The organism is Marinobacter excellens LAMA 842 (assembly GCF_001574445.1).
Classification (GTDB): domain Bacteria; phylum Pseudomonadota; class Gammaproteobacteria; order Pseudomonadales; family Oleiphilaceae; genus Marinobacter; species Marinobacter shengliensis.
The window spans coordinates 188,229-212,203 of the sequence record NZ_LOCO01000005.1; the positions used below are offsets into that span (position 1 = coordinate 188,229).

20 protein-coding genes are annotated in these 23,975 nt (G+C 60.0%); 9 read left to right on the forward strand and 11 right to left on the reverse strand.

Annotated features, from left to right (window positions below; translation table 11 throughout):
• Positions 1–3 precede the first annotated feature (3 nt).
• Both J122_RS27830 and ybaK read left to right on the forward strand, forming a co-directional pair.
• Positions 4–1,308 carry a DSD1 family PLP-dependent enzyme gene (locus tag J122_RS27830; RefSeq protein ID WP_061331357.1) on the forward strand — a complete coding sequence of 435 codons (1,305 nt, stop codon included), beginning with the start codon at positions 4–6 and terminating at the stop codon, positions 1,306–1,308.
• Between the two features lie 57 nt (positions 1,309–1,365).
• Positions 1,366–1,836: a Cys-tRNA(Pro) deacylase gene (ybaK, locus tag J122_RS27835; protein WP_061331358.1), complete on the forward strand. Its 471-nt coding sequence runs from the start codon at positions 1,366–1,368 to the stop codon at positions 1,834–1,836.
• A gap of 96 nt (positions 1,837–1,932) precedes the next feature.
• Here ybaK and J122_RS27840 read toward each other — a convergent pair whose 3' ends face one another.
• The 7 genes from J122_RS27840 to J122_RS27870 form a co-directional block, all read right to left on the reverse strand.
• Complete coding sequence (locus J122_RS27840; protein ID WP_061331359.1) at positions 1,933–4,176, reverse strand: NADP-dependent isocitrate dehydrogenase; 2,244 nt, start codon at positions 4,174–4,176, stop codon at positions 1,933–1,935.
• Between the two features lie 465 nt (positions 4,177–4,641).
• On the reverse strand, positions 4,642–6,630 hold the full coding sequence (locus J122_RS27845) for an acetoacetate--CoA ligase (protein WP_061331360.1): 1,989 nt from the start codon (positions 6,628–6,630) through the stop codon (positions 4,642–4,644).
• Positions 6,631–6,646: 16 nt separating this feature from the next.
• The gene (locus J122_RS27850; protein WP_061331361.1) at positions 6,647–7,426 is read right to left on the reverse strand and encodes a 3-hydroxybutyrate dehydrogenase; all 780 of its coding nucleotides are present in this window, start codon (positions 7,424–7,426) and stop codon (positions 6,647–6,649) included.
• A gap of 57 nt (positions 7,427–7,483) precedes the next feature.
• A complete protein-coding gene (locus J122_RS27855; RefSeq protein ID WP_061331362.1) occupies positions 7,484–8,854 on the reverse strand; it encodes a TRAP transporter large permease in 1,371 nt (456 codons plus the stop codon).
• A 15-nt stretch (positions 8,855–8,869) separates the two neighbouring features.
• Positions 8,870–9,484 (reverse strand): TRAP transporter small permease subunit, encoded by a 615-nt coding sequence (locus J122_RS27860; protein ID WP_197463808.1) that lies wholly within the window; start codon positions 9,482–9,484, stop codon positions 8,870–8,872.
• Positions 9,485–9,560: 76 nt separating this feature from the next.
• The gene (locus J122_RS27865) at positions 9,561–10,646 is read right to left on the reverse strand and encodes a TRAP transporter substrate-binding protein (protein WP_061331363.1); all 1,086 of its coding nucleotides are present in this window, start codon (positions 10,644–10,646) and stop codon (positions 9,561–9,563) included.
• Between the two features lie 321 nt (positions 10,647–10,967).
• Entirely contained in the window at positions 10,968–12,380 is a 1,413-nt protein-coding gene (locus tag J122_RS27870) for a sigma-54 interaction domain-containing protein (RefSeq protein WP_061331436.1), read from the reverse strand.
• Between the two features lie 472 nt (positions 12,381–12,852).
• On the opposite strand from J122_RS27870, the gene J122_RS27875 reads away from it, so the two are divergent.
• Positions 12,853–13,773 (forward strand): alpha/beta hydrolase, encoded by a 921-nt coding sequence (locus J122_RS27875; protein ID WP_227510093.1) that lies wholly within the window; start codon positions 12,853–12,855, stop codon positions 13,771–13,773.
• Here the strand turns inward: J122_RS27875 and J122_RS27880 are convergent.
• Positions 13,750–14,109 carry a DUF6164 family protein gene (locus J122_RS27880; RefSeq protein WP_061331364.1) on the reverse strand — a complete coding sequence of 120 codons (360 nt, stop codon included), beginning with the start codon at positions 14,107–14,109 and terminating at the stop codon, positions 13,750–13,752. The two genes, J122_RS27875 and J122_RS27880, sit on opposite strands and share 24 nt — an antisense overlap.
• An 83-nt stretch (positions 14,110–14,192) precedes the next feature.
• Here J122_RS27880 and J122_RS27885 point away from each other — a divergent pair, with 83 nt between their 5' ends.
• The 5 genes from J122_RS27885 (at position 14,193) to J122_RS27905 (ending at position 20,819) form a co-directional block, all read left to right on the forward strand.
• On the forward strand, positions 14,193–15,605 hold the full coding sequence (locus tag J122_RS27885) for a DUF2868 domain-containing protein (RefSeq protein ID WP_061331365.1): 1,413 nt from the start codon (positions 14,193–14,195) through the stop codon (positions 15,603–15,605).
• Positions 15,602–17,032 (forward strand): GTPase/DUF3482 domain-containing protein, encoded by a 1,431-nt coding sequence (locus tag J122_RS27890; protein ID WP_061331366.1) that lies wholly within the window; start codon positions 15,602–15,604, stop codon positions 17,030–17,032. The genes J122_RS27885 and J122_RS27890 overlap by 4 nt, the downstream gene beginning before the upstream one ends.
• Positions 17,033–17,082: 50 nt before the next feature.
• Positions 17,083–17,478 (forward strand): ectoine synthase, encoded by a 396-nt coding sequence (locus tag J122_RS27895; protein ID WP_008176749.1) that lies wholly within the window; start codon positions 17,083–17,085, stop codon positions 17,476–17,478.
• Positions 17,479–17,489: 11 nt separating this feature from the next.
• The gene (locus J122_RS27900; protein WP_061331367.1) at positions 17,490–18,680 is read left to right on the forward strand and encodes a CynX/NimT family MFS transporter; all 1,191 of its coding nucleotides are present in this window, start codon (positions 17,490–17,492) and stop codon (positions 18,678–18,680) included.
• 69 nt (positions 18,681–18,749) lie between these two features.
• Positions 18,750–20,819: a site-specific recombinase gene (locus J122_RS27905; RefSeq protein WP_082780513.1), complete on the forward strand. Its 2,070-nt coding sequence runs from the start codon at positions 18,750–18,752 to the stop codon at positions 20,817–20,819.
• A 172-nt stretch (positions 20,820–20,991) separates the two neighbouring features.
• On the opposite strand, the gene J122_RS27910 is transcribed toward J122_RS27905, so the two are convergent.
• Both J122_RS27910 and J122_RS27915 read right to left on the reverse strand, forming a co-directional pair.
• Positions 20,992–22,167 carry a type III PLP-dependent enzyme gene (locus J122_RS27910; RefSeq protein ID WP_061331369.1) on the reverse strand — a complete coding sequence of 392 codons (1,176 nt, stop codon included), beginning with the start codon at positions 22,165–22,167 and terminating at the stop codon, positions 20,992–20,994.
• Positions 22,168–22,338: 171 nt separating this feature from the next.
• Positions 22,339–23,157 (reverse strand): ATP-grasp domain-containing protein, encoded by an 819-nt coding sequence (locus J122_RS27915; RefSeq protein WP_061331370.1) that lies wholly within the window; start codon positions 23,155–23,157, stop codon positions 22,339–22,341.
• A gap of 147 nt (positions 23,158–23,304) precedes the next feature.
• Here J122_RS27915 and J122_RS27920 point away from each other — a divergent pair, with 147 nt between their 5' ends.
• Positions 23,305–23,676 (forward strand): DUF6746 family protein, encoded by a 372-nt coding sequence (locus tag J122_RS27920; protein WP_061331371.1) that lies wholly within the window; start codon positions 23,305–23,307, stop codon positions 23,674–23,676.
• 11 nt (positions 23,677–23,687) lie between these two features.
• Here J122_RS27920 and J122_RS27925 read toward each other — a convergent pair.
• A partial coding sequence (locus J122_RS27925) for an ATP-dependent helicase C-terminal domain-containing protein (protein WP_319822989.1) occupies positions 23,688–23,975 on the reverse strand: 288 nt, incomplete at its 5' end.

Consider the following 23,975-nt stretch of genomic DNA (forward strand, 5'->3'; position numbering starts at 1 on the left):
ACCATGGCTCACAGCGAAGCGTTCCGTCAGCAAAGGCGCAAACTCATTCTGGCCGGGATGGCGGCCGGCGGCCTGGGTACAGCCGCATGGCTCCGGCCCCCGGCTATTCGCGATGGCCACTCACACTACTTCCGCGCCCTGTCCCGGGCGCTGGATGCCAGCGGGCTGGCCACACCCACTCTGGTGATTGACCAGCAACGCCTGGACCACAACATTCAGGTGTTGCTACAACACCTTGGCCACGACTTCGACTACCGGATTGTGGTGAAATCCCTGCCTTCGGTGCCCTTACTGGAGCACGTGATGGCCAAGACCGGCACCCGGCGGCTGATGCTGTTTCACCAGCCTTTCCTCAACCAGATTGCCAGCTCCATCCCTGACGCCGACATTCTGCTGGGCAAACCGTTACCGGTCGCGGCGGCTGCCCGTTTCTATGGTCGGCACCAGGCTGACCAGAACGACTTCCAGCCCCGACAGCAACTGCAATGGCTGATCGACTCTCCACGCCGGTTGGCGCAATACGAGCAACTGGCCCGTCAACGGAGCGAGCCTATGCGGGTGAACCTGGAACTGGATATCGGCCTGCACCGGGGCGGGTTCAACTATGATCAGCTGCTATCCCGGGCGCTGTTGGACATAGAGCAATCCCGCTGGCTGAGCTTCAGCGGTTTTATGGGTTATGAACCCCATATCGTGAAAGCACCGGGGCCAACCGACTGGTTGTGGCAAAAGGCCATGGCCCGTTACAACCGGTATGTTTCACTGGCCCGGAACACCCTGGGGCGTGATCTGGCAGGGCTCACCTTCAACACCGGAGGCTCCACCACGTACCAGTTATATAAGGGCCGGGCCAACACCATTACCGCCAACGAACTGGCGGCCGGCTCCGGCCTGGTGATGCCCACGGATTTCGACCTGGCCACCCTGGCGGGCCACCAGCCTGCGGCTTTCATTGCCACTCCGGTGCTGAAACTGCAGGAAGCCAACCGGATTCCCGGCACACCGGGCATTGGCCGACTGCAGCGATTGTGGAACCCCAACCGGGCCAGGGCGGTCTTCATTTACGGGGGCAACTGGAAGGCTCGGCCGGTGTCACCGGCGGGGCTGACAACCAACCCGGTGTTCGGACGGTCCAGTAATCAGGAGATGCTTAACCTGGCCGCCGGGGTGCCACTGCAGGAAGACGACTGGGTATTCCTGAGGCCGCATCAGAGCGAGTCTGTGTTTTTGCAGTTCGGCGATCTCGCCGTTTTCGATGCCAGACTGGGGGAAATTTCCCGTTACTGGCCGGTGGTGCCAGAGGGATGACGTCGCCGGCAGTGCATGCTTTAATTCCGTCCACCATCGATCAATACGGGACCCTGCATGACCCCTGGAATTCTTGCGGCCAAGAGGGCCAAAGTGAACTACACCATACATGAGTACGACCACGATCCGGCGGCCGAGAGTTACGGTGGTGAAGCAGCGGCGAAAATGGGTGTGGCGCCGGAGCAAGTATTCAAGACGCTTGTGGTGAGCCTGGATGACAAGGAACTGGCGGTCGGCATTGTACCGGTCACCGCCATGCTGGGCCTCAAGCAGATCGCAAGGGCCGCCGGGGCAAAGAAAGCCACGATGGCGGACAAACAGCTGGTCCAGAAAACCACCGGTTATGTGCTGGGTGGTGTCAGCCCTCTGGGCCAGAAAAAACGGCTCCGAACGTTTATCGACAGCACCGCCCACCACTTCCCGACGGTGTTCGTCAGCGCCGGCAAACGTGGACTCGAGATAGAGCTGACGCCGGACGATCTGGCACGCCTGACCAATGGCCTGTTAGTGCCTCTGCAGCAGGATTGACCGCAGGAGCAAGCACAAAAAAACCGGGCGACCATGGGCAACCCGGTTTTTGTCAATCACGGCCGGAGCAGGCTCCGGCCGGCTGAACCGCTGGCCTTACTTCACGGAGTCCCGTGCATCGGCCAGGATCTTGTTGAAGGTCGCGCTTGGCTGCATCACCTCACACACCTTCTCCATGGGCGGGTGGTAGTAACCACCGATATCGGCCGGGTGGCCCTGCACCACGGTCATTTCCTCCAGGATCTTGTCCTTGTTCTCTTCCAGCTGTTTCGACAACTTGGCAAAGAACTCTTTCAGCTCCTTGTCATCATCCTGCTTTGACAGCTCTTCCGCCCAGTAACGAGCCAGGTGGAAGTGGGAACCCCGGTTATCCAGCTCACCGGTGACGCGAGACGGAGACTGGTTATTTTCCAGCAGGCGCTCGGTGGCTTTGTCCAGGGTCTGGCCCAGCAGACGGGCACGCTGGTTGTTCTGTTTCTCACCCAGCTCATCCAGAGACACCGCCGTGGCCAGGAATTCACCCAGGGAATCCCAACGCAGGTGGTTTTCCTGGATCAGCTGCTGTACGTGCTTGGGCGCAGAACCGCCAGCACCGGTCTCGTACAGGCCACCGCCGTTCAGCAACGGAACGATGGACAGCATCTTGGCACTGGTGCCCAGTTCCAGAATCGGGAACAGGTCGGTCAGGTAGTCCCGCAGCACGTTGCCGGTGACAGAAATGGTGTCCAGACCACGAATCAGGCGCTCCATGGTCCAGCGGATGGCGCGAACCGGAGACTTGATGTGGATTTCCAGACCGTCGGTGTCCAGCTCGGCCAGGTACTTTTCAACCTTCTTGATCAGCTGGGCATCGTGGGCGCGCTCATCGTCCAGCCAGAACACCGCAGGCGTGCCGCTGGAGCGGGCCCGGTTAACCGCCAGCTTGACCCAGTCACGGATCGGCAGGTCTTTGGTCTGGCAGGCGCGCCAGATGTCGCCTTCTTCAACCTTGTGCTCGGTCAGTACGGTGCCGTCTTCGGCCACCACACGCACAATGCCGTCTTCCTTCATTTCGAAGGTCTTATCGTGGGAGCCATACTCTTCGGCTTTCTGCGCCATCAGGCCCACATTCGGTACGGTACCCATGGTGGTGGGGTCAAACGCGCCGTGGGTTTTACAGAAGTTGATCACTTCCTGGTAGATGGTGGCGTAGGTGGACTCCGGCATAACCGCCTTGGTGTCCTTGAGCTTGCCGTCACGGGCCCACATCTTGCCGGAGTTGCGGATCATCGCCGGCATGGAGGCATCGACAATCACGTCGCTCGGTACGTGCAGGTTGGTGATGCCTTTAACGGAATCCACCATGGCAATTTCCGGGCGGTGCTCATAGCACGCGTGCAGGTCTTCCTGAATCTGCTCCTGCTTGGACTCCGGCAGCTGCTTGATCTTCTCAATGACGGAAGACAAGCCGTTGTTCGGGTTAACACCGATTTCCTTGAACAGGTCGCCGTATTTGTCGAACAGCTCCTTGTAGAAAACCTTCACCGCGTGACCGAACACGATCGGGTGGGAGATTTTCATCATGGTGGCTTTAACGTGCAGGGAGAACATCACGCCGGTTTTCTCGCAGTCGGCAATGGCGTCTTCGAAAAACTTCACCAGAGCCTTCTTGCTCATGAACATGCCGTCCAGCACTTCGCCTTCCTGCAGCGGCAGGTCGGGCTTCAGTACCGTCTGTTTGCCCTGCTTGTTCTCAAACACGATGTGGGCGTTGGTGGCCTTGTCCAGGGTGACCGATTGCTCACTGGAGTAGAAGTCACCACCGCGCATGTGCGCTACGTGTGTACGGGACGCCGGGCTCCACTCACCCATGCTGTGGGGGAACTTGCGGGCAAAGGCTTTTACCGCAGCCGGCGCACGGCGATCGGAGTTACCTTCACGCAGTACCGGGTTAACAGCACTGCCCAGTACTTTGGAGTAACGGGCGTGGATTTCTTTCTCTTCGTCGGTTTCCGGGTGCTCTTTATATTCCGGAACCTTGTAGCCCTGTTCGTTCAGCTCTTTGATGGCGGCACGGAGCTGGGGAATGGACGCGGAGATGTTCGGAAGCTTGATGATGTTGGCGTCCGGATCCTTGGTGTACTCACCCAATTCAGCCAGGGCATCCGGAACGCGCTGGTTTTCTTCGAGGTAGTCCGGGAAGCCTGCCAGAATACGCGCCGCAAGAGAGATGTCGCTGGTTTCAAAGTCGATACCAGCCGGCTTGGCGAAGGTTTCCAGGATGGGAAGCAGTGACCGGGTGGCGAGGGCGGGGGCCTCATCGGTCAGTGTGTAGACAATCTTGGCTTTGGATGTTGTCATTTTCGTCCTCAGGCAAATGGGTGGGTTCAGGACGGTCATGGCACGGTCAGGCGTCTTGTGAACGGCTGGTTATGCCGATGACTGATTCGGAACTTTTGATAGACCTACTAAGATAGCATTTTTTACCAAACTTTGGTTACGATCTTAGTATAAGAACGGACTAAAAATGCCTGATCTTCGGTTACAGGACGATGAAATGGCGGGAATTTACGAAACTTTCTAACATTTATCAGGTGTGGTGTCAGCGTGCCAGGGGGAGGGTTTTCCAAAACACGCTGTGAATACTTCCCTGTAAGCTCTGCTCCGCCATCCATGGCTCCGCAAGGTTTTGGAAAACCCTCCCCCTGTCACTCTCAAACGCTGTACGGGTAGTCCGATGACATCGTCTCAGGGTTCGCAGACACGGGCTGTTTTGTCAACAAAACAGCCCGTGTTGGTGCATCTCTCGCTCACATTTATCCTGATTCAGTCGGGTAATAACCCCACCTCCACCAACCGCTCACGTATCCGGTCCAAGGCTTCCGGATTGCCAAGGGCATCCCGGTTGTCCGCTTTACTTGAGCCATTGACCAGCCGGGCCACCGCGAGTTCCACCTTTTTGCCACTGCGGGTGTAGGGAATGTCGGGCACTTCCACGATGTGTTTGGGTACGTGCCGGGGGCTGGCGCCTTCGCGGATTCGGGTTTTCAGGGTTTTGATCAGGTCGTCGGTGACGGTCTGGCCGTCGGCCGGGACTACGAACAGGACCACTTCCACGTCGCCGTCGATCTGGCGGCCGACCACGAGGCTGTCTTTCACCTCGCTGATGGTTTCCACCTGGCGGTAGATTTCGGCGGTGCCGATTCTTACGCCGCCGGGGTTGAGGGTGGCATCGGAGCGACCGTAGATGATGGCGCCGCCGTGCTCGGTGAATTCGATGAAGTCGCCGTGGGCCCAGACGCCGGGGAAGGTGTTGAAGTAGGCGTCTTTGTAGCGTTCGCCGTCCGGATCCTGCCAGAAGCTGACGGGCATGGAGGGCAGCGGTTGGCGGCAAACGAGTTCGCCCCGGCCTTCGCTGACCGGCTGGCCGTCATCGCCGTAGGCGACGGCGTCCACGCCCAGGAAGCGGCACTGGATTTCGCCTCTTCGTACCGGCAGCAGTGGCGTTGATCCCACAAAGCAGCCGCAGATGTCGGTGCCGCCGGCGATGGAGCCGAGTAATACGTTGGGAGCGCCATCACTATAGACCCAGTCGTAGTCTTCCGGCAGCAGTGGGGAGCCGGTGGAGAAGACCACGCGCAGGTGGCTCTGGTCCAGGGTTTTGGCCGGTTGCAGTTCGGCTTTGCGGCAGCCGGCGATGAAGCGGGCGCTGGTGCCGTAGTGGGTCACCCGCTCTTTCGCTACGGTTTCCCACAGGAAATTAAGGCTCGGGTAACCCGGGGAACCGTCGACGGTAATGACGGCGGCGCCGGTCATCAGGGCGGAGGCCTGCCAGTTCCACATCATCCAGCCGCAGGTGGTGAAGTAGAGGAAGCGGTCGTCCGGACCCACGTCGCCGTGCAGCATAAGCTCTTTGGCGTGGTTGACCAACAGGCCGGCGGTGCCGTGAACGATGCACTTGGGTTTGCCGGTGGTGCCGGAGGAATAGAGGATGTAAACCGGGTGGTCCGGGTCCACTGGGGTGAATGAGGGGGCCTGGCCTTCGCCCGCCTTCAGGGCGTCGTCCCAGGTGGTGACCATCCCCCCTGGAATCGGGGTTTCATCTGGCAGTTGCGCAACGCTGACCACCACTTTCAGGGACGGCAGGCCAGCGATCAATTCGGCAAAGTCATCCTGGCGGGCAAACACCTTTCCGCCATAACCGTAGCCATTCACCACGATCAACGCGGAGGGTTCGATCTGGCCGAAGCGGTCGTTGATGGCACCAATGCCGAAGTCCGGCGACGCGGAGCTCCAGATGGCGCCCAAGCTGGTGGCGGCGAGCATGCCCACAAGGGCTTCGTAGCCGTTGGTGACCACGCCAGCCACGCGTTCGCCCTTCTGGATGCCTCTGCTGCGCAGGAAGGCTTCCAGGGCGCCGGCGTCGGCTTTCAGTTCGGCGTAGGTCTTGCGCAGTACCGGGCGGGTTTCGCAGTAGGCCACCACGGCTTCTTTGTCAGCATGATCGCCGTCCGCCAGCCGCAGCAGGTTGGCGGCAAAATTCAGTTTCATGCCGGGGAACCATTCGGCGCCGGGCATCTCACGGCGGCCCAGCACCCGCTTGGCGGGGGTGTCGCAGACCAGGCCACAATAATCCCAGACTTTCTGCCAGAAGGTGTCCAGTTCGGTGATCGACCACTGGTGCAGGGCGTGGTAATCGGCAAACGGGCCAAAGCCCTGTTGCTCAAGCCAGGCCTGGAACTGGCCCATTCGGGAACCGGTGAGGGTTTCCTGGCTCGGGGTCCAGACAACCGGTGATTGTTCTGTGTTGCTCATCCGTCTCTCCAGAAAATTACTGCATGTGCCAGCCGTGGCTGACCACGATCGACTGGCCAGTGAGGGCGGCGGACGGGAAGGCCGCCAGGTGCACCGCCAGCTCTGATACGTCTTCGAGGGTGGTGAACTTGCCGTCCACCGTGTTCTTGAGCATCACCTTGCTGATCACTTCTTCCTCGGAAATGCCCAGCTCTTTGGCCTGCTCTGGGATCTGCTTGTCCACCAGCGGGGTGCGTACAAAGCCGGGGCAGATGATGTTGCTACGTACCCCATGCTCGGCACCCTCTTTCGCCACCGCCCGGCACAGGCCCAGCATGCCGTGCTTGGCGGCTACATAGGGCGCTTTCAGCGGCGAGGCTTCCACCGAGTGTACCGAGCCCATATACAGCATAGTACCCCCACCTTGGGTGTACATCTGGCGCAAGGCGGCGCGGGTCACCAGGAAGGCGCCGTCCAGGTGCACGTTCATCACCTTGCTCCAGTCGGCAAAGGCCAGTTTATGCACCGGGTCAATGTGTTGGATGCCGGCGTTGGCCAGGGCCACATCGAGCCGGCCCCATTGCTCAATGATGGCGGCAACCCCCTGGTCCACCGCCTGCTCATCGGTGACATCCATGGCCAGGGCCATGGCCGTGCCGCCCGCCTGCTCGATGGCAGCGACGGTGTCGGCGGCACTTTCCAGCGTCAGGTCCGCGACCGCTACCCGGGCGCCTTCGCGGGCGTAATGTTCGGCAATGGCCCGGCCAATGCCCCGGCCGGCGCCGGTGATGAGTGCAACTTGGTTGTGAAGACGCATCACACTGTCTCCTTGTTGATGATCGGTTTGTTATTGGTCTTGTACAGGGCGGTCATATCAACGACCTCCGTAGACTTCGTTGGGCAGCCAGGTGGCCAGGGGTTCGAACCAGAAAACCAACGCCAGTCCGAGCACCTGCAGGGCAATAAACGGCAGCACCCCCAGGTAGATATGGCGTGTGGTGATCCCCGGTGGGCAAACACCCTTGATGTAAAACAGGGAGAAACCAACCGGCGGGGTCAGGAACGAGGTCTGCAGACAGATGGCGAACATCACCGCAAACCACACCGGCTCCACGCCAAGGGAGAACACCACAGGGGCAACCAGGGGCAGAATGATCAGGGTGATTTCCACCCAGTCCAGGAAGAAGCCCAGCAGGAAGGTAATGAACAGCACGGTGATCAGAATGCCAGTGGTGCCGAACGGCAAACCGGTAATGGCATCGCGAATCACATCATCGCCGCCCAGGCCGCGAAGGACGGCAGCAAATACCGTGGCGCCGATAAAGATGCCGAAGATAAAGGCCGTGGTGCGGCTGGTCTGGTACAGGGATTCCCGCAGTACCTTGACGTTAAGACGCCGGCTCAGAAGCGCCATCAGCAGGGCCCCGAACGCCCCCACGGCCGAGGCTTCGGTGGTGGTGGCAATGCCAAAGAAAATGGAACCCAGCACCGCAATGATCAGCGCCATGGGCGGCACCACTGCCAGGAATACATCGAGAAGCGCCCTGAGATCCAGCGGCTCCCGGTTTTTCGGCGCCGGGGCCAGGTCCTTTTTGATGAAGGAGGCAATCAGGATGTACAGGATATACATGGCGCCGAGCATCAGGCCCGGAATCAGCGCTCCCATGAACAGCTTACCGACAGACGCATCGGACGTGCCCAAACGATCCGCCATCAACACCAGCATGATGCTGGGGGGCACCAGAATACCCAGGGTGCCCACGGAACACGCCGTACCCACCGCCAGGGATTTGTTGTACTGGGCCTGCATCATCGGCCCCAGGGACAACATGCCCAACAACACCACCGAAGCCCCGACAATACCGGTAGAAGCCGCCAGCAGCACACCGACAATTACCACGGTAATGGCATAGCCACCGCGCAGCGGGCCGAGTACCCGCACCAGGCTGTGCATCAGCTTCTCGGCAATGCCGGAGCGGTCGAGCATGATGCCCATAAAGATAAACAGCGGTAGCGCCACCATCAGTTCATTGGCCACCACTCCATACAATCGGGCATCCAGGACGCCGATGGTGCCGTTCCAGGTGAACCAGAGGTCGGCATCAAAATGTTCAATCAGAAAGTTCGCCAGTACGGCAAACACCAGGCCTATGCCCGCCAATGACCAGGCCACTGGAAAACCCAGCAGCAACAGCACCATGAAGGCGGCGAACATGGCAATAACCAGAAGTGTTTCCAAGCCCATGATTCTTGTGCCTCGTTACGGATGCGGGTGTTCGCCGTTGCCATAGCCCTCGGGCGTGGCAATCTCGCGGGGAAATCGGAACAGCAGCGTGCAGCAACGCAGGGCCCGGGAAGCCAGGGCAATACCCACCAGGGTCATGCCGATGGGCAGCACGCTCTTGAAGATGAAGCGATAGGGCAGGCCGCTGGGGGCCTGGGAACGCTCGTTGTACACATAAGAGCTGTAGGCGTAGGGAATCAGGGTTTCCACCATCAGGTAGACGATGGGCAGCGCCAGTAACAAGATGGCCGCCAGCTCTATTCTCGCCTGCCATTTCAGGGAAAACCGTTCCCGCAACACGTCCACCCGAACGTGATCGTCTTTCACCACCGCAAAGCCCAGGGTGAGCATCATGGCGGCACCGAAGAAGTGCCAGGACAATTCCTCAAGCCAGATCGATCCGGCATTGAGAATGAAACGGCTGAACACGTTGGCCAGCACCACCACCAGCACGGCAATCCATAGCCAGGAACTGAGCTTGCCAACGCCAGCCACAAACCGGTCCAGCCACCAGGACAACCGGTTGTAGGGCAGGCCAGACCCCGCCTGAGCAGGCACGGGCGCCTTGGGGGATTCGTGCTCGTGAGTCACAATCACCTCGACATAATCAGGGAAAATTCGGGGTGGATGCCGGCAACGCCGGCATCCACAGGTTCAGGACTCGGTATCAGTCGTACTGATAGAAGTCCCGGGGCAGGTAGCCCTTGGAGTGCCAGATGGAGTGGTGTTCCATAAACTCACGCTGGCTGGTCAGAACGCGACGGAACATTTCGTCTCCGGCTGCGATCTCGTCCAGTACTTCGTTGGTGACTTTCTGCAGCTCACGCAGTACCGGCTCCGGCAGAGTCTGGGCGTTTACGCCTTCCTTCTCGTAATCCCGCAGGGCGGTGGGCTGGGCCCATTCACTTTCGGCGAAGCCTTTCAGGGTTGCCGATTCGCAGCCCATTTCGATCACGGCGCGGGTTTCAGGCTTGAGCTTGTTCCAGACGTCCTTGTTCACCAGCAGGTGAGAAGTGGTCAGAGTCTGGTGCCAACCCGGCATGATGTAGTTCTTGATGATCTGGTCCAGGCCCAGCATCTTGTCGATGGCTGGCTGGGAGAACTCGGTGGCATCGATGGTCTTGCGCTCCAGGGCCTGATACAGCTCACCGCCCGGAATCATGGTGACTGATGCACCCAGCTTTTCCAGTACCTTGCCACCGATGCCGGCAAAGCGGATTCTCAGGCCATCAATGTCATCCAGACTTTCGATCGGCTTGGCGAACCAGCCGGCTCCCTCGGGGCCGATGATGGAACACAGCATGGGATGGATGTTGCGTTTGGCGTAGATTTCTTCAAGTAACTCGCGGCCCTCACCCTGGTAATACCAGGCCAGGTAGGCAGGGGGTTCCATGTTGAAGGGGGCGCCAGAGTACAACGGCAACGCGGGAATAGTACCCTGATCGTAACCCACCCAGGTGTAACCGGCGGGGTACTTGCCTGTGCTGACGGATTCCATGATTTCAAACGGGGGTACCAGCTCGCCCGGCTCATAGTAACGAAGCTGGATATTGCCGCCAGAAACCGCTTTCAGGTTCTCAGTCAGGTGTTTGACCGGGGTAGTCAGGCCTATCAGATGCGACGGGAATGCCAGGGGCACCTGCCAACGGACTCGTTCCGATGCCAGGGCATCGCTGCTGATCAGGCTGCCGGAAATCACAGCCGCAGCGGTAATACCATAGGTAAGACGCGAGAGCTTTTGCTTGATCGACATGAAATGGATCCTTCTTGTTGTTGTCATCCACCTTTCGGTCTTGGTGCCGAAAGGCTGGTCTGAGTTGAATCAGACAACGCACGAAACCGCGACTGACCGGTTCGGGTCCAACGAATGTGCGCCAGTGTTGTTTTCGAGCGTTGTTCTGACGTCCTGCATTCAGGCTATAGCAGACACCGTGCCATCCAAACAAAGTCTTTATTTATCAATTAATTATGATCTTCCCCCATATTCCAGAAACATCGGAGCGTCTGGCTGACCGGACACTTCAAGACCTTGGTCGGAGTGAAGTGTCCTAAAAACAGGACATATGTCTTGGATTCAGGACAGCTTCGCCAGTTTTTCATAGAAAACCGACCGGGAAATGCCCAGCAGACGGGCGGCCTTGGTACGGTTACCCCGGCAGGCCAGCAGCGCCTGCTCGATGGCCTGTGCCTCCGCCTCGGCCAGGGTCTGGGCGAGCGGCCGCACCGGCCTGGGCGCCATGGCCGGCACAGTGCGCTGGCTCGCCCTCGGCAATACCTTGAAGATGGCATCGGCATCCAGCAGGTCGCCATCCTCACTCATGGTCAACGCCCGCTCCAGCACGTTGCGCAATTCCCGGATATTGCCCGGCCAGTCATAGCTGCCAAGAGCCGCCACCCCGGCATCGGTAATTTCCCCCCGCAGCCCCTGGCCCTCGCAGATTTCACCCAGCAGCGCCTCGCACAGCACCCCGAGATCCGCCAAGCGGTCCCGTAGCGGCGGTATGTTGATTTCCAGCACGTTCAGGCGGTAATAGAGGTCTGACCGAAAACTGCCCTCAGCAATCATCGATTCCAGATTCCGGCTGGTTGCCGCGATGACCCGAACATCCACATTGGCCACCTTGTTTGAACCCAGGGGTTCGATTTCCCCCTCCTGGAGGGCCCGCAGCAGTTTCGCCTGCAACGGCAGCGGCATGTCGCCCACTTCGTCCAGGAACAGGGTGCCCCCGTTGGCCAGTTGAAACTTGCCATCACGGGTACGCCGGTCAGCTCCGGTATAGGCACCCGGCGCCACACCAAAAAACTCCGCTTCCAGCAGATTTTCCGGAATGGCCGCCACGTTCACCCCAACGAAGGGTTTGTCGGCCCGGGGCGATACCGCGTGGATCGCCTGGGCCAGAACCTCCTTGCCGGTACCGGTTTCTCCCAGCAGCAGCACTGGCATGTCCCGGCCAGCGGCCAGACGGGCACGCCGTTTGACTTCCAGGGCAGCGGGACTGCCACCAACAAAGTCTCCAAGGCTGTAACGGGTGCCCCGGGCCTTCTTCGCCAGCGCCTTGCGGGCGGCGGCGAGATCACGGTGCAGGCGACGGTATTTTGATACCAGTGGCGTCAGCGGTTGCAGGTCATCATAAAGGACGAAGGCAACCGCCCCCTCGATCTCACCCTGCTGGTCGTAATAGGGCAGCCGGGTAACCACCAACTGCTGCTGGTTGTGTTCCATGATGTCCAACAGCAGGGGTTTGCCGGTTTCGACCACCTCCGGCATTCGGGTTTGGGGTATCACCTGGCGCACCGGTTTGCCGATTGCCTGGGCTGGGTCGCCAAGGCCCAGCAGGTGGGAATAGCTGCTGTTAATCCAGGTAATCCGGGTATGCCGGTCCACGGCAATGGCACCGGCACTGGCTTCCTCAAACATGGGAAACAGCGCTTCTATCAGGTCTCTTGTCAGACCACTCTTGTTTTTATCGGTAAACAGCTCGGTCATGTACCGCGTACTCACGGGCCGGAATTGGTTCATGGGGCAACCCTGGGCGTCCGGATTTCCGGACGTAGTCACGGAAGTATAGAAAGCCCCCGGTCCGGGGGCAAATCGAAAGTCGGCAGCTCGGCCTCGATCAGGGCCAGATCACTATGGGTTTCATGATCGTTCCTTGTTTGTTGTTTTTGGAAACGCCTCACGGGAGGCAAACATGCCCTTGCGGATCCTGTGCCAACACCCCAACCGACTGTTTTTATTGATTTAATCTCAAAAAGCAAAGAGTCAACAGGTGAAAGCTTCCGGATTTCCGGACATGCACAGGCTCAAATCACCTTCGATCCCCGGCAATGCGGCCTTCTCAGACGTGTCCGGCTTTTCAGACAGCGTCCTGCGAACCGGACACATACCCCATCAACATCCATCTTCAGCGGCAGCTCGTATCATCGGAATAATTGGTAAGCCTTAAGGAGGCAGGGGGGTGATCGTTCGTAATGTCAGGTATATCAGCGCCATCATGGCTATGTCCGCCCTGTTCCTGACAGGTTGCGCCAGCCACCAGCCAACGCCATCACACTCCGTTACCCTGCCGGAAACCGGGTTCACCGTTCATTCCTCACTCCAATATTCACCGGATACCTGGCCAGAGCCGCTGTACGCCGATCTCTACGTGCCTGAGCGCACTGATCCTGCCCCGGTAGTTCTGATGGTTCATGGTGGTGGTTGGGAGCGTCGCTCCCGAAGCGATATGACCTGGGTGGCGGAGTCCCTGGCCAGCCAGGGATTCGCCGTGCTCAACGTGGATTACCGGTTCGCCCCGGATTTCACGTTTCCGGCGCAGCTGCACGACCTGCAGATCGCCCGCCACTGGCTGAACCGGAATGCCGGCCGCTATGGCCTGGACACCTCCCGGGTCACTGGCTTCGGCTTCTCCTCGGGCGCTCACCTGGTGGCCCTGCTGGCCACCGTGGCCAGCACCGACAGTGATCTGAACAGGCCCCATGGCGGCCCGGAAACAGCTCTAAAGGCTGCGGTGGCCGGCGGGCTTCCAGCGGACTTGCCCGCCTTTGGCTCTGGCCGGCTATTGCGTCAGCTTCTGGGGGCTGAATTGGAAGAACAACCCGATCGTTACCAACGGGCGTCTCCGGTTACCCATGTGAGTGCAGCAACGCCGCCGTTTTTCCTGTTTCACGGCACCATGGATATGTTGGTTCCGTTCAGTCAGGCCGAGCGTTTTGCCGAGGCCCTGGATGCCCAGGGGGTGTATCACGAGATCTACCGGATGCGCCTGCGGGGCCATGTCACCAGCTTTCTGACCGCCGGCAATGCGGTCGATCAGGCGGCCCGGTTCCTGGCTCGCCAGGGCGCCGGGCCACAATCAGCCCAGGCGAATGAACGGTAACAGGCTCAACCCGAGAATAACGGCAATGGCGATGAGTGCCGCCAGGAAGGTGACCGGCCGGCGTCGAAACTGATACCAGAGCCCGGTTTCACCACGCTGGCAACGGGCCAGGTAGTCTTCGCGCTGGGCCTGAAGGCGGCGTGCCTGGTAGTCATCTAACAGCGCCCGGGCGCGCTCCGCCTCGTCATCGTCATGCACCCAGAAACCGCCCATGCTGATGCCCCAGCGGCTGGGTGGTGTTTCGTAATAGCGCACCTCATGCTCTTCGAACAGGGCGCGGATATCGTCGGCCTCGTCGTCGGGTACGTTACGCAGGTTCATCAGGTGGTGGGGCATAGGGCGTTCCGGCTGGCTTAACGGGCGTTGTTGGCTATATCCTAGCAGGAAAGCATAACCGACCGAATGCAACAGGATTCTGCATGAGCCACCACCCCCTTCGTCTGCTGCTGGAATTTGATGACCGCATCCAGCGCGACAGGGAGCAAGCCCCCGCCTTTCTGCACCGCCGGGACCGGCGTTTTGCACTGGACTGCGAACAGCAGGGCATTCGGCCCAACGCAGCGGCCTGGCTGGCACACATGCAGCGACTCAGCGGCCCCGGCAGGGCAAGCCAGGCGAACCACAAGCTCGAGTTGCAGTGGCAACGGATTCAGCATGGTTTTATCGCAGCCGGGGCACTGTTTGGGGTGATTACCATGGCCGGACTGCTGTTCTACGACGGCGGCCAGCGCATCAACATCACGGTGTTCCTGGCATTTGTACTTCTGCAGCTGTTGCTGGCTGTCGCAACCACCCTCCAGGCGGTCGCCGGCTGGCAGCCCTGGGGTTGGTTGCAACGGCGGTTGCAGCCGCAGCTGCCGGGGCAAACCCTGGCACAATTGCAACCGCTGTTGATGGCCCGTGCCGCCCACGCCGGCGGCACCGCGTTCGCCACCACAGGGCTTCTGACCTTGCTGGTGCTGCTTGTTATTCAAGACCTGGCCTTCGGCTGGAGCACCACACTCGACACGGCCGCCGGCGGGTATCACACACTGGTGCAGGCGCTTGCCACCCCTTGGGGCTGGCTGTTGCCGGCAGCTGTGCCGTCCCAGGAACTGGTCGAGGCCACGCGGTTTTTCCGGGCGGCGCCGGACAGCCCCGGCACAGCTCCGGCGCAATGGGGCCAATGGTGGCCGTTTGTCGTCATGCTGTGGCTAACCTGGGTGCTCTTGCCCCGTCTGCTGCTGCTCGCGGCCAGCCACTGGCTGACCATTCACAAGGCCGGCCAGCTTCTGCAACAGCACCCCGGCATGCAGGCGCTGGCCTGGCGCATGGAAACCCCGACCCTGGACACCGGCAATCAGCATAACGATGCCGACGATCTCCCCGACACCACCACCCGGGCCCAGACCGTCGAACTATCAGACACGGACCATATTGTCTGTTGGGCCGGTGCCGGTGAGCCGGAGTTACCGCAACAACTGCTTGGTAACCAGACCCAGATCCTAAAGGCCGGGGGGCGCGCCTCCCTGGAAGAGGATGACCGGGTGCTGGCAACCCTGGCGCAGGCCCTGTCAGAGAGCCCGGAACCCAGCGTTATGGTGGTTACCCGCAGCTGGGAACCCCCCACCGGCGAGCTGCACGACTTCCTGGACCATGCCCGGGAGCAGTGGCCAGGGGATACCCGTGTACTGGTGCTACCGCTGGCCTCCGACGCCAACCGCGCACCAGCCGACCACTTGATCCAACCCTGGTTGCGATTTACCGAGCGCCTACCGGCGGGCTTTGCCCAGGTCACCGTGCTGCCGTCCGTGCCGGATAACCCCTACCAGACCGGAACCGAAAGCCCATGAGCCAGCAGCCGGTTTTCGCCGTGGTCGGCCATCCCAACAAAGGCAAGTCCAGCGTGGTGGCCACCCTGTCCCAGAACGACGCCATCGCCATTGCCCTTGAACCGGGCACCACCCGGGCCCGACAGGCCTACCCGCTCAGTGTTGATGGCCAGCAGCTGTACACCCTGGTCGACACCCCCGGCTTCCAGCGACCCCGGCGGGTACTGCAGTGGTTGGAAGCCCACAGCCTGTCGGCCTCCGACCATCCGGAAACCGTCCGGGCGTTCGTGCTCCAGCACCAGGGCGACGATCGCTACGTGGATGAATGCGAATTGCTGACACCCGTTATCGAAGGCGCCGGGATCATTTACGTGGTGGATGGTTCCGTGCCCTACAGTACCGAGCACGAGGCTGAAATGACCATCCTGCGTTGGACTGGCCGGCCAAGCCTGGCCCTGATCAACAGCATCGGTGATGACGACTACAGCGATACCTGGCAGGCCGCACTCGGCCAGTTCTTTCAGGTTGTCCGCAAGTTCGACGCCGTTCGCGCCCCATTCGAGCAGCATCTCAGCCTGCTCAAAGCCTTCGGACAGCTTGAACCGGACTGGGAGCAGACCCTCGCCCGGGCCACCGACCTGCTGGCCCAGCAACGACAACAGCGCCGCCACCAGGCCGCCGGCCTAATCGCGCGAGCCCTGGAAGACATGATGGCCTATCAGGAGAAGCGCACACTCACCCTGGATCAGGTGGCCAGCATCAGTGATGCTTCCCTGGCTGAAACCCTGCGGGACCGCTGGTATCGGCATCAGCGCCAGCGCGAACAGACCCTGCGGGTGAACATTGAACACCTGTACCAGCATCAACGTATCCAGCGCCAGGAGGCAGAGCTGGAATGGGCCAACCAGCACGACCTGTTCTCCGAAGACACCCGGAAACACTGGGCGGTCAGCAAGAAGTATCTGGCCGGGGCCGGCTTTGGTGCGGGTGCGGTCGGGGGTGCCGGCATTGACGCCGCGACCTTCGGCACCTCCCTTGGCACCGGAGCCCTGGTGGGTGGGCTGATCGGTGCCGCCGGCAGCTACTTTTACGGTGACCGGCTGCTGCTCCCGGCACTGAACATCGGCCCCCTGAAAGACGGTTTGAAAAGCGCCACGTTCGGCCCCGTACAGGACAGCCAGTTCGGCTATGTTGTATTGGGCAGGGCAGTAGATCACTGGTGGCACATCAGCCACCGGAACCACGCCGGACGGGACCTGCTGGAGCTGGAACCGGCCGATCAGCACTGGCTGGAGCGGCTCGATAAACACAGTCGCCGGGAGATCCAGAAAGCCTTCGACCGTTGTCGCAAGCGAAAATCTCTCGGCCACCAGCAACGACAGATTCTGGCAACCGCCATTGAGCATGCCATGATGGTTTACGACGATTGGCGGTTGAATCGGCCTTAACCGGCATGTTTATACTGTACGGCTATTCCATCACACAATGAGGAATGCGAATGAAAATTGTACGAGTGCAAGACATTATCGGTACCGAGCGCGAAGTCACCGGCCCAGGCTGGACCAGCCGCCGCATGCTGCTGAAAAAAGACGGCATGGGTTTCTCGTTCCACGAAACCATTATTCCCGCCGGTGCTGAGTTGAACCTCTGGTACAAGCATCACCTGGAAGCGGTTTACTGCGTTGCCGGTAACGGCAAAATTCTGGATAAGGCCACCGGCGAAACCCACGAGATCACCGACGGCACCCTGTATGCACTCGACAAGCACGACCAGCATACCCTGTACGGCGGCACCGAAGACATGCGCCTGATCTGTGCCTTCAACCCTCCGGTCACCGGCCGCGAAGTACACGACGAAGACGGCGCCTACCTGCCCGACACCAGCGAAGACTGAACCCGCTGGTCGTGACAACCCCTTCGGCAACAACTGCACCGCCATCGCCAGCCAGGCTGCTGCCGGTGGCGGTGCTGCTTTGGCTGGCCGGTGTTTACCTGAGAATTCCGGTACTGGTGGCACCGCCACTGGCGCCATTTATTTCAGATGAACTGGCGCTTACGCAGGCCCTGACTGGCGCCCTCACCACTTTACCCATCCTGATGCTGGCCATTGGCGCCATGCCTGGCTCCCTGGCCATTTCCCGCATCGGCCCCAGAAACACCCTGGCCATGGCCATGGTGATCATGGTGATCGGCTCTGCGGGCCGCGGCCTGGTGCCAGACACCTTCACCCTGATGCTCGCCAGCGCGGTCATGGGGCTCGGCGTCGCCATGATGCAACCGGCATTACCGGCTTTGCTGCCACGCTGGCTGGCGCCCCATCACCTGGCCATCGGCTCTGCCATCTACATGAACGGCATGTTGATGGGCGAATTCATTGGTGCCGGCATCACATTACCGGTGCTCATGCCATTGCTGGATAACAGCTGGCGCGCCACGCTACTGGTGTGGTCGTTACCGGCACTTCTGGTTGCCGCAGCCCTGTTTCTGCCCAAGCGGGACCTGGCACGGCCGGTGCGCCGCAGCGCCTGGCTGCCAGACTGGAAAAACCCGCTGACCCTGCGTATTGGCCTGCTGTTGGGCTTGTCCGGCTCCATGTTTTTTGGCCTTAACGCCTACATGGGGAACCTGCTGGCACAGCAGGGGCATTTTGAGAAGCTGGCAGACGCGCTTTTCTGGTATAACTTTGCGCAAGTGGTGGCCTCGCTGCTGATGCTCAAGATGGCCCGATTCTGGGTAGGTAAGCGCAGCATGATCATCTTGATGGCGGTGCTCAGTATTGTCGGCACCAGCGGCACCATTGTCCTTGAGGGGTGGCCAGCCATATTCAGCGCCACCCTGATGAGTTTTGTTGCCGGTATCCTGCTGATTCTGCTGGTTGCGCTGCCACCACTGCTGGTACGCTCGGAGGAAACCGGGAGGTTGTCGGCCGGCACGTTTCTGGTGGGTTATACCCTGGCGTTTTCAGTGCCCATGATCGGCGGTCTGATTGCCGACTGGAGCGGGGATATCCGCCACGCCATCATGGTGATGGTAGGGTACAGCCTGCTGGTGTTACCCATAGCCTTTACTCTGGATCTGCGCCGTCGACCGGCCTGAGTATCATCTGTCAGCAAACAAACATCGTATGGAAGCCGTTAAGCCCCATGCTCAAGCAAGGACTCTGTGTTGAAACTGGCCACCCTGATTAACCAGCTCGCGGATGAAGACACCAGCGCTCTGAAAACACTCAGCCTGGTGGTGGACTGGATTCGCCCGCAACGGGGCGAAACCGTCCACAACGCCGTTGACCGCATGAAGCAACTGGAAGGTGCCCTGACCGAGAACCTGGACGTACACCTGGCAGTGTCTGGCCGGCTGCAGGAATGGCTCGACCAGGCCCAGTTTTTCCAGTTGTTGTCTGGCCTGGGGCTCTATTCCCGCCGCGGCTTCCTGAAAGAAATCGGCGAGCGCCTGTACGAGCGGATCAACCCGGCCCCCAAAGACCGCAACAACGTCAAGAACGTGTTGTTTGTGGTGTTCCACCGCAAAGACGACGCCGAATGGATTCACTGCATACCCGATGAGGCTCTGATCCGCCTGTTGACCACCCTGTGGCACTTTTCACCCTCGGCTCTGGAACGCACCCGAAATCGCATTTACAGCCAGATGCTCAACGCCCTGGAGATGATGTCCATCTGGGTCGCCGCCGAGGAACTGGAGCCCAACATCCTGCGCTTGAACCCGAAGATCATCGACCGGGAATCCGCCTTCGTGGCCCTTCAGCGGGAAATTGCCGCGCTGGTGCAATCCTGGGGGCATGCCCTGCAGGAAAAGGAATCCGTTGAGCTGGACGATGCCCACGCCCGGGTACTGATTGAACAATGCCGTGAAGAGATTGACCGACTGCAACGCAAATCCGTCACCGCCGGCTCTACCATGGCGCTGACCCACCTGCTGGAGCGGCTGCACCAGACCCTGGACCGGATTGAACACCTGCTGGATATTCTGGACCCGGCAGACCCGGTGAAGCGACTTAACCGATCCGTGGAACTGTTCAAGACCCTGGTCCAGGCCAGCGCCGAACGCCACGGCGTCAGAGCCTTGTGGCGCGCCAACCTGAGGCTGATGTCCCGCAGCGTCACCGAGAACGCCAGCGACCACGGCGAACACTACATTGCCGGCAGCCGTAAAGAATACCTGGCCATGCTGGCCTCCGGCGCCGGAGGCGGGTTTATCATCGCCTTCATGGCACTGATCAAGATCCAGATCCTCCAACTGGACCTGACCAAGGGCTGGGAAACCCTCTGGGTCAGCCTGAACTACGGCATCGGCTTCATGATCATCCACATGCTGCACTGCACCGTGGCCACCAAACAGCCCGCCATGACTGCCGCCAGCATCGCCGAAAAAGTCGAGCAGGGCGAGCAGGGCCGCGCCAACGCCCGCAAACTGGCAGAACTGCTGGTCCGGGTTGGCCGCACCCAATTCGTCGCCATCATGGGCAACGTCGCCGTCGCCCTGTCTGTGGCTTTCGCCGTTGGCTCGTTATACAGCCATTTGCAAGGCGTTCCGCTGATCAGTACCGAACGCTACGATTACATGCTCACCGGCATCCACCCCTGGCAAAGCCTGGCCTTGATGTACGCCGCCATCGCCGGTGTCTGGCTGTTCTTCTCAGGCCTGGTGGCCGGCTACTTCGACAACCGCGCCGCCTACCTGAACCTGGCCGAACGCCTGGAACAACACCCCCTGCTGCGCCCCCTGATGCCGCCGGAAACCCGCGCCCGCTTCGGCGCCTACGTGGCTGAACACTACGGCGCCCTGATGAGCAACTTCGTGTTCGGCGTGCTGCTCGGCGTCACCGGCTACATCGGCTACCTCCTGGCCCTGCCCATCGACATCCGCCACGTCGCCTTCTCCTCCGCCGACGTCGGCTACGCCATGTCCGTGTTCATCCCCGGCGCCAGCGACTTCGCCCTGTTCACCCTGTTCGCCCTGCTGATCGGCGGCGTCAACCTCATCGTCAGCTTCACCCTGGCCCTGAACGTGGCGCTCAGAGCCAGAAACACCCGGATATCCAGCTTCCCGAAACTGATCAAAGCCTGGTTCCAGGTGGTCACTGAAAACCCCATGGCGCTGATTTACCCGCCAAGAGATCCGCTGCCCGAACCGGACGACCTCAATGAGGCCCAACCCGACAGCCCGCAAACCAAGGCCGAAAACAAAGAACAGCGCCAAAAAGCCCTGCAGAAATAAAAAAGGGCCGCCAAAGCGACCCACAAAACAGTAGCAAAATAAGACTTCCCGAACCGACCCGACAGGCCGTGGGGCGGGGAGGTCTTTTCCGCCGGAAAAAAGATGTCTGAGCGAAGCGAGTTGTTTTTTCCAGAGGAAAAGACCTCCCCGCTCCGCGGCCAGACTCCCAAACTCAGATGTAGTAGTCCTTCAACGGAGGAAAGCCATTAAACTCCACCGCACTGTAAGTGGTGGTATAAGCCCCGGTCGACAACCAGTACATCCGGTCACCAATCGCCAGATTCAAAGGCAACGGGTACTTGTGGTGCTCATACATGATATCGGCACTGTCACAAGTCGGCCCCGCAATCACACAGTCCTCGCCCTCACCGGTCTTCTCAGTCCAGATCGGAAACTTAATCGACTCATCCAGCGTCTCGATCAGCCCCGAGAACTTACCCACATCGGTAAACACCCATCGGTGCAACGCGGTACGGGACTTCCGGGAAATCAGCACCACCTCACTCACCAGCACACCGGCGTTAGAGATCAACGAACGGCCCGGCTCAATGATGATCTCCGGCAGATCGTCACCAAAATCTTCCCGCAGAAAACGGGCAATTTCCTCTGCATACACCGCCAGCTCATTGGTGCGGGTGATGTAGTTGGCCGGAAAACCACCGCCCATGTTGATCATCTTCAGCTCAATGCCGTCTTCTTCCTTCAGGCGCTCAAAAATCACCTTCACTTTGTTCAAGGCGGCATCCCAGGCGCCGATTTCCCGCTGCTGGGAACCCACGTGGAATGACACGCCGTAAGGCACCAGGCCCAGATCGCGAGCCAGGATCAGCAGGTCCATGGCCATATCCGTCTGGCAGCCAAACTTGCGGGACAACGGCCAGTCTGCGGTCAGGGTGCCTTCGGTCAGAATGCGCACATACACTTTTGAGCCCGGCGCCGCTTTCGCGATGTTGCGCAGGTCGGCTTCGGAGTCCGTGGCAAACAGGCGCACGCCCTTCTCGTAGAAGGTGCGAATGTCCTTCGCCTTCTTGATGGTGTTGCCATAACTGATGCGATCACCGGTCACACCCAGGCCCATCACCTTGTCCAGCTCATACACCGATGCGATATCGAAACAGGCACCCTTATCCCGCAGCATGGTCAGAATCTGCGGCGCCGGGTTGGCTTTAACCGCATAGTAAACCTTGGCGTACGGGAACCCTTCCACCAGCTCCTCGTACTGACGGTCAATGGTCTGGGTGTCGATGACCACAAACGGGGTTTCCTTGCCGTCGGCAAAGTCCTTGATCCGCTTGAAGGTCTCGGCGCTGTAATAATCGGCGATGTCAGCGTTGGGGTTCAGATTCATGGGTGGTGTGTCCCTCCACAGGGTAAACGGGCATAAAAAAAGGGTAGCACAGCCTCGCCGTGTTACCCGTGAATAGTCGCGATCATCAGGCTTTTTTCTGACCACCGCAAATGCGCATATATACCCATAAATCCGGCAACGGAAACCGGACCTCTGGCAGAGAATTCTGTATCACACCGCCACCGGCCAAAGCGGCGTCGGCTCTGTCGGCCCGTCCGGATCCTGGGGGCAGCTCTGCCGGTTCAGATAATCCAGAATGGCCTCTTTTAGATCGCTGCCCTGGCCGAGCCCCTGGTTGCCAAACAGCCGGTTGAATTCCAGAACGTAGGGGTAGCCGTCAACCAGCGCTAGATCAAAGCCAGCGTGGTCTACTCCCAACTCTCTCGCCAACCGCAGGGCCAATTCGGTGACCACCCCTGGCACCTCGCTGGTATCAATTTTCCCACCCCGGGCCACGTTGTTGTAGAAGCCCTGTTCCGCCTGGGTTCGCCAATAGGCCGTCAGCACCCGGTCACCCACCACCACAACCCGCACATCGCGGTCGATAGGCAAGTATTCCTGAGCATAAAGTACGTGGGTACGTTCGCAGTACCGGCGCCAGTCGTCGCGGTTTTCAATCAGCCACACTCCTTCGCCCATACTGGCCTTGGGCAGCTTCGCCACAAAGGGCAGGGCCATGGTGTCCCAGATCAGATCCCGCTCCTGGGGGCCGTTGGCTTCGATCAACGTCCAGGGGGTGTGTTCCGGCGCTACGGTCTGGAACGCACGGGTCATCTCCACCTTGTCATGACCAATGCGGTAGCTGGCCTCGCTTGGAAACACGCGGCACTTGAGCCCATGGACCAGGGCGTTCAGTTGCCAGTATTCCGGGAACAGCACCCAGTCGGCGTCTCGCAGCAGGTCCTTGTGTCGAAGGAACTGCTCCGGCTTGAGTACTGTGGTGTCAGGAAAGCCAAGGGTACGGAAGATATCAAAGGAAACCAGGTGCATGGTGTCAGCGGCACTCCAGATAGGTTGCGCGCATTTTATACAGAATCCGGTTCCGGACAAGCTACCTCAGGAAAAATAATTGACCGGCGTCATGGACACAACGAATATAAATGATAATACTTTGCATTATCATAAAAGGAGCTGCCCATGACCAAGAACCTGATGTTTGCCATCCTCACCTGCGCCGCCTTCGCATTCGGCGCCAACACCCACGCCAGTGACGTCGAGCACTTCAAGGGCAAGCCCTCTGACACCCTGGAACAAGCGGTTAGCAACTTCTCGGAATACAACAATAAGTTGGAAAAGGTATTGGCCGGAGACATGACCCCCGAGGCCATGAACGAAGTCCACGAACTGACCTATACCCTGGAAAACGCCCTGGGCAAGATCAATGAGGAACTGCGCCAACTGGCGGATGTGCTGGAAGAAGTTCACGTTGCCTCCGAGCACGCTGATGGCAACGCTGTTAAAAAGCACGGGCAGAAGTACCTTGAAGTCAGTCGGGAAGTGATCAGATAACGGATTGCATATCAGCGAGCAGGGCGTTTTTTCGTTCCCTGCTGGGCCTGGGCGGTGAGTGGGTCGTCCGGCCAGGGATGTTTGGGATAGCGGCCACGCATGTCCTTGCACACCTCGGGATAGGCGTTCTGCCAGAAACTGGCCAGGTCGGCAGTAACCGCTAAAGGCCGCTGGGCCGGTGACAAAAGGTGAATCACCACCGGCACCCGACCACCTGCCACTTTCGGCGTTTCGGTCCAGCCAAACAACGCCTGCAGCTTGGCCGCCAGCACAGGGCCATTTTCAGCGCAGTAGTCCAG

Coding starts and splice junctions, on each gene's coding strand:
- J122_RS27910 (WP_061331369.1), bottom strand. CDS start 22,167: ATGAATCTGAACCCCAACGCTGACATCGCCGATTATTACAGCGCCGAG.
- J122_RS27850 (WP_061331361.1), bottom strand. CDS start 7,426: ATGCGTCTTCACAACCAAGTTGCACTCATCACCGGCGCCGGCCGGGGC.
- J122_RS27920 (WP_061331371.1), top strand. CDS start 23,305: ATGACCAAGAACCTGATGTTTGCCATCCTCACCTGCGCCGCCTTCGCA.
- J122_RS27885 (WP_061331365.1), top strand. CDS start 14,193: ATGAGCCACCACCCCCTTCGTCTGCTGCTGGAATTTGATGACCGCATC.
- J122_RS27890 (WP_061331366.1), top strand. CDS start 15,602: ATGAGCCAGCAGCCGGTTTTCGCCGTGGTCGGCCATCCCAACAAAGGC.
- J122_RS27840 (WP_061331359.1), bottom strand. CDS start 4,176: ATGACAACATCCAAAGCCAAGATTGTCTACACACTGACCGATGAGGCC.
- J122_RS27865 (WP_061331363.1), bottom strand. CDS start 10,646: ATGTCGATCAAGCAAAAGCTCTCGCGTCTTACCTATGGTATTACCGCT.
- J122_RS27830 (WP_061331357.1), top strand. CDS start 4: ATGGCTCACAGCGAAGCGTTCCGTCAGCAAAGGCGCAAACTCATTCTG.
- J122_RS27855 (WP_061331362.1), bottom strand. CDS start 8,854: ATGGGCTTGGAAACACTTCTGGTTATTGCCATGTTCGCCGCCTTCATG.
- J122_RS27845 (WP_061331360.1), bottom strand. CDS start 6,630: ATGAGCAACACAGAACAATCACCGGTTGTCTGGACCCCGAGCCAGGAA.
- ybaK (WP_061331358.1), top strand. CDS start 1,366: ATGACCCCTGGAATTCTTGCGGCCAAGAGGGCCAAAGTGAACTACACC.
- J122_RS27895 (WP_008176749.1), top strand. CDS start 17,083: ATGAAAATTGTACGAGTGCAAGACATTATCGGTACCGAGCGCGAAGTC.
- J122_RS27880 (WP_061331364.1), bottom strand. CDS start 14,109: ATGCCCCACCACCTGATGAACCTGCGTAACGTACCCGACGACGAGGCC.
- J122_RS27870 (WP_061331436.1), bottom strand. CDS start 12,380: ATGACCGAGCTGTTTACCGATAAAAACAAGAGTGGTCTGACAAGAGAC.
- J122_RS27915 (WP_061331370.1), bottom strand. CDS start 23,157: ATGCACCTGGTTTCCTTTGATATCTTCCGTACCCTTGGCTTTCCTGAC.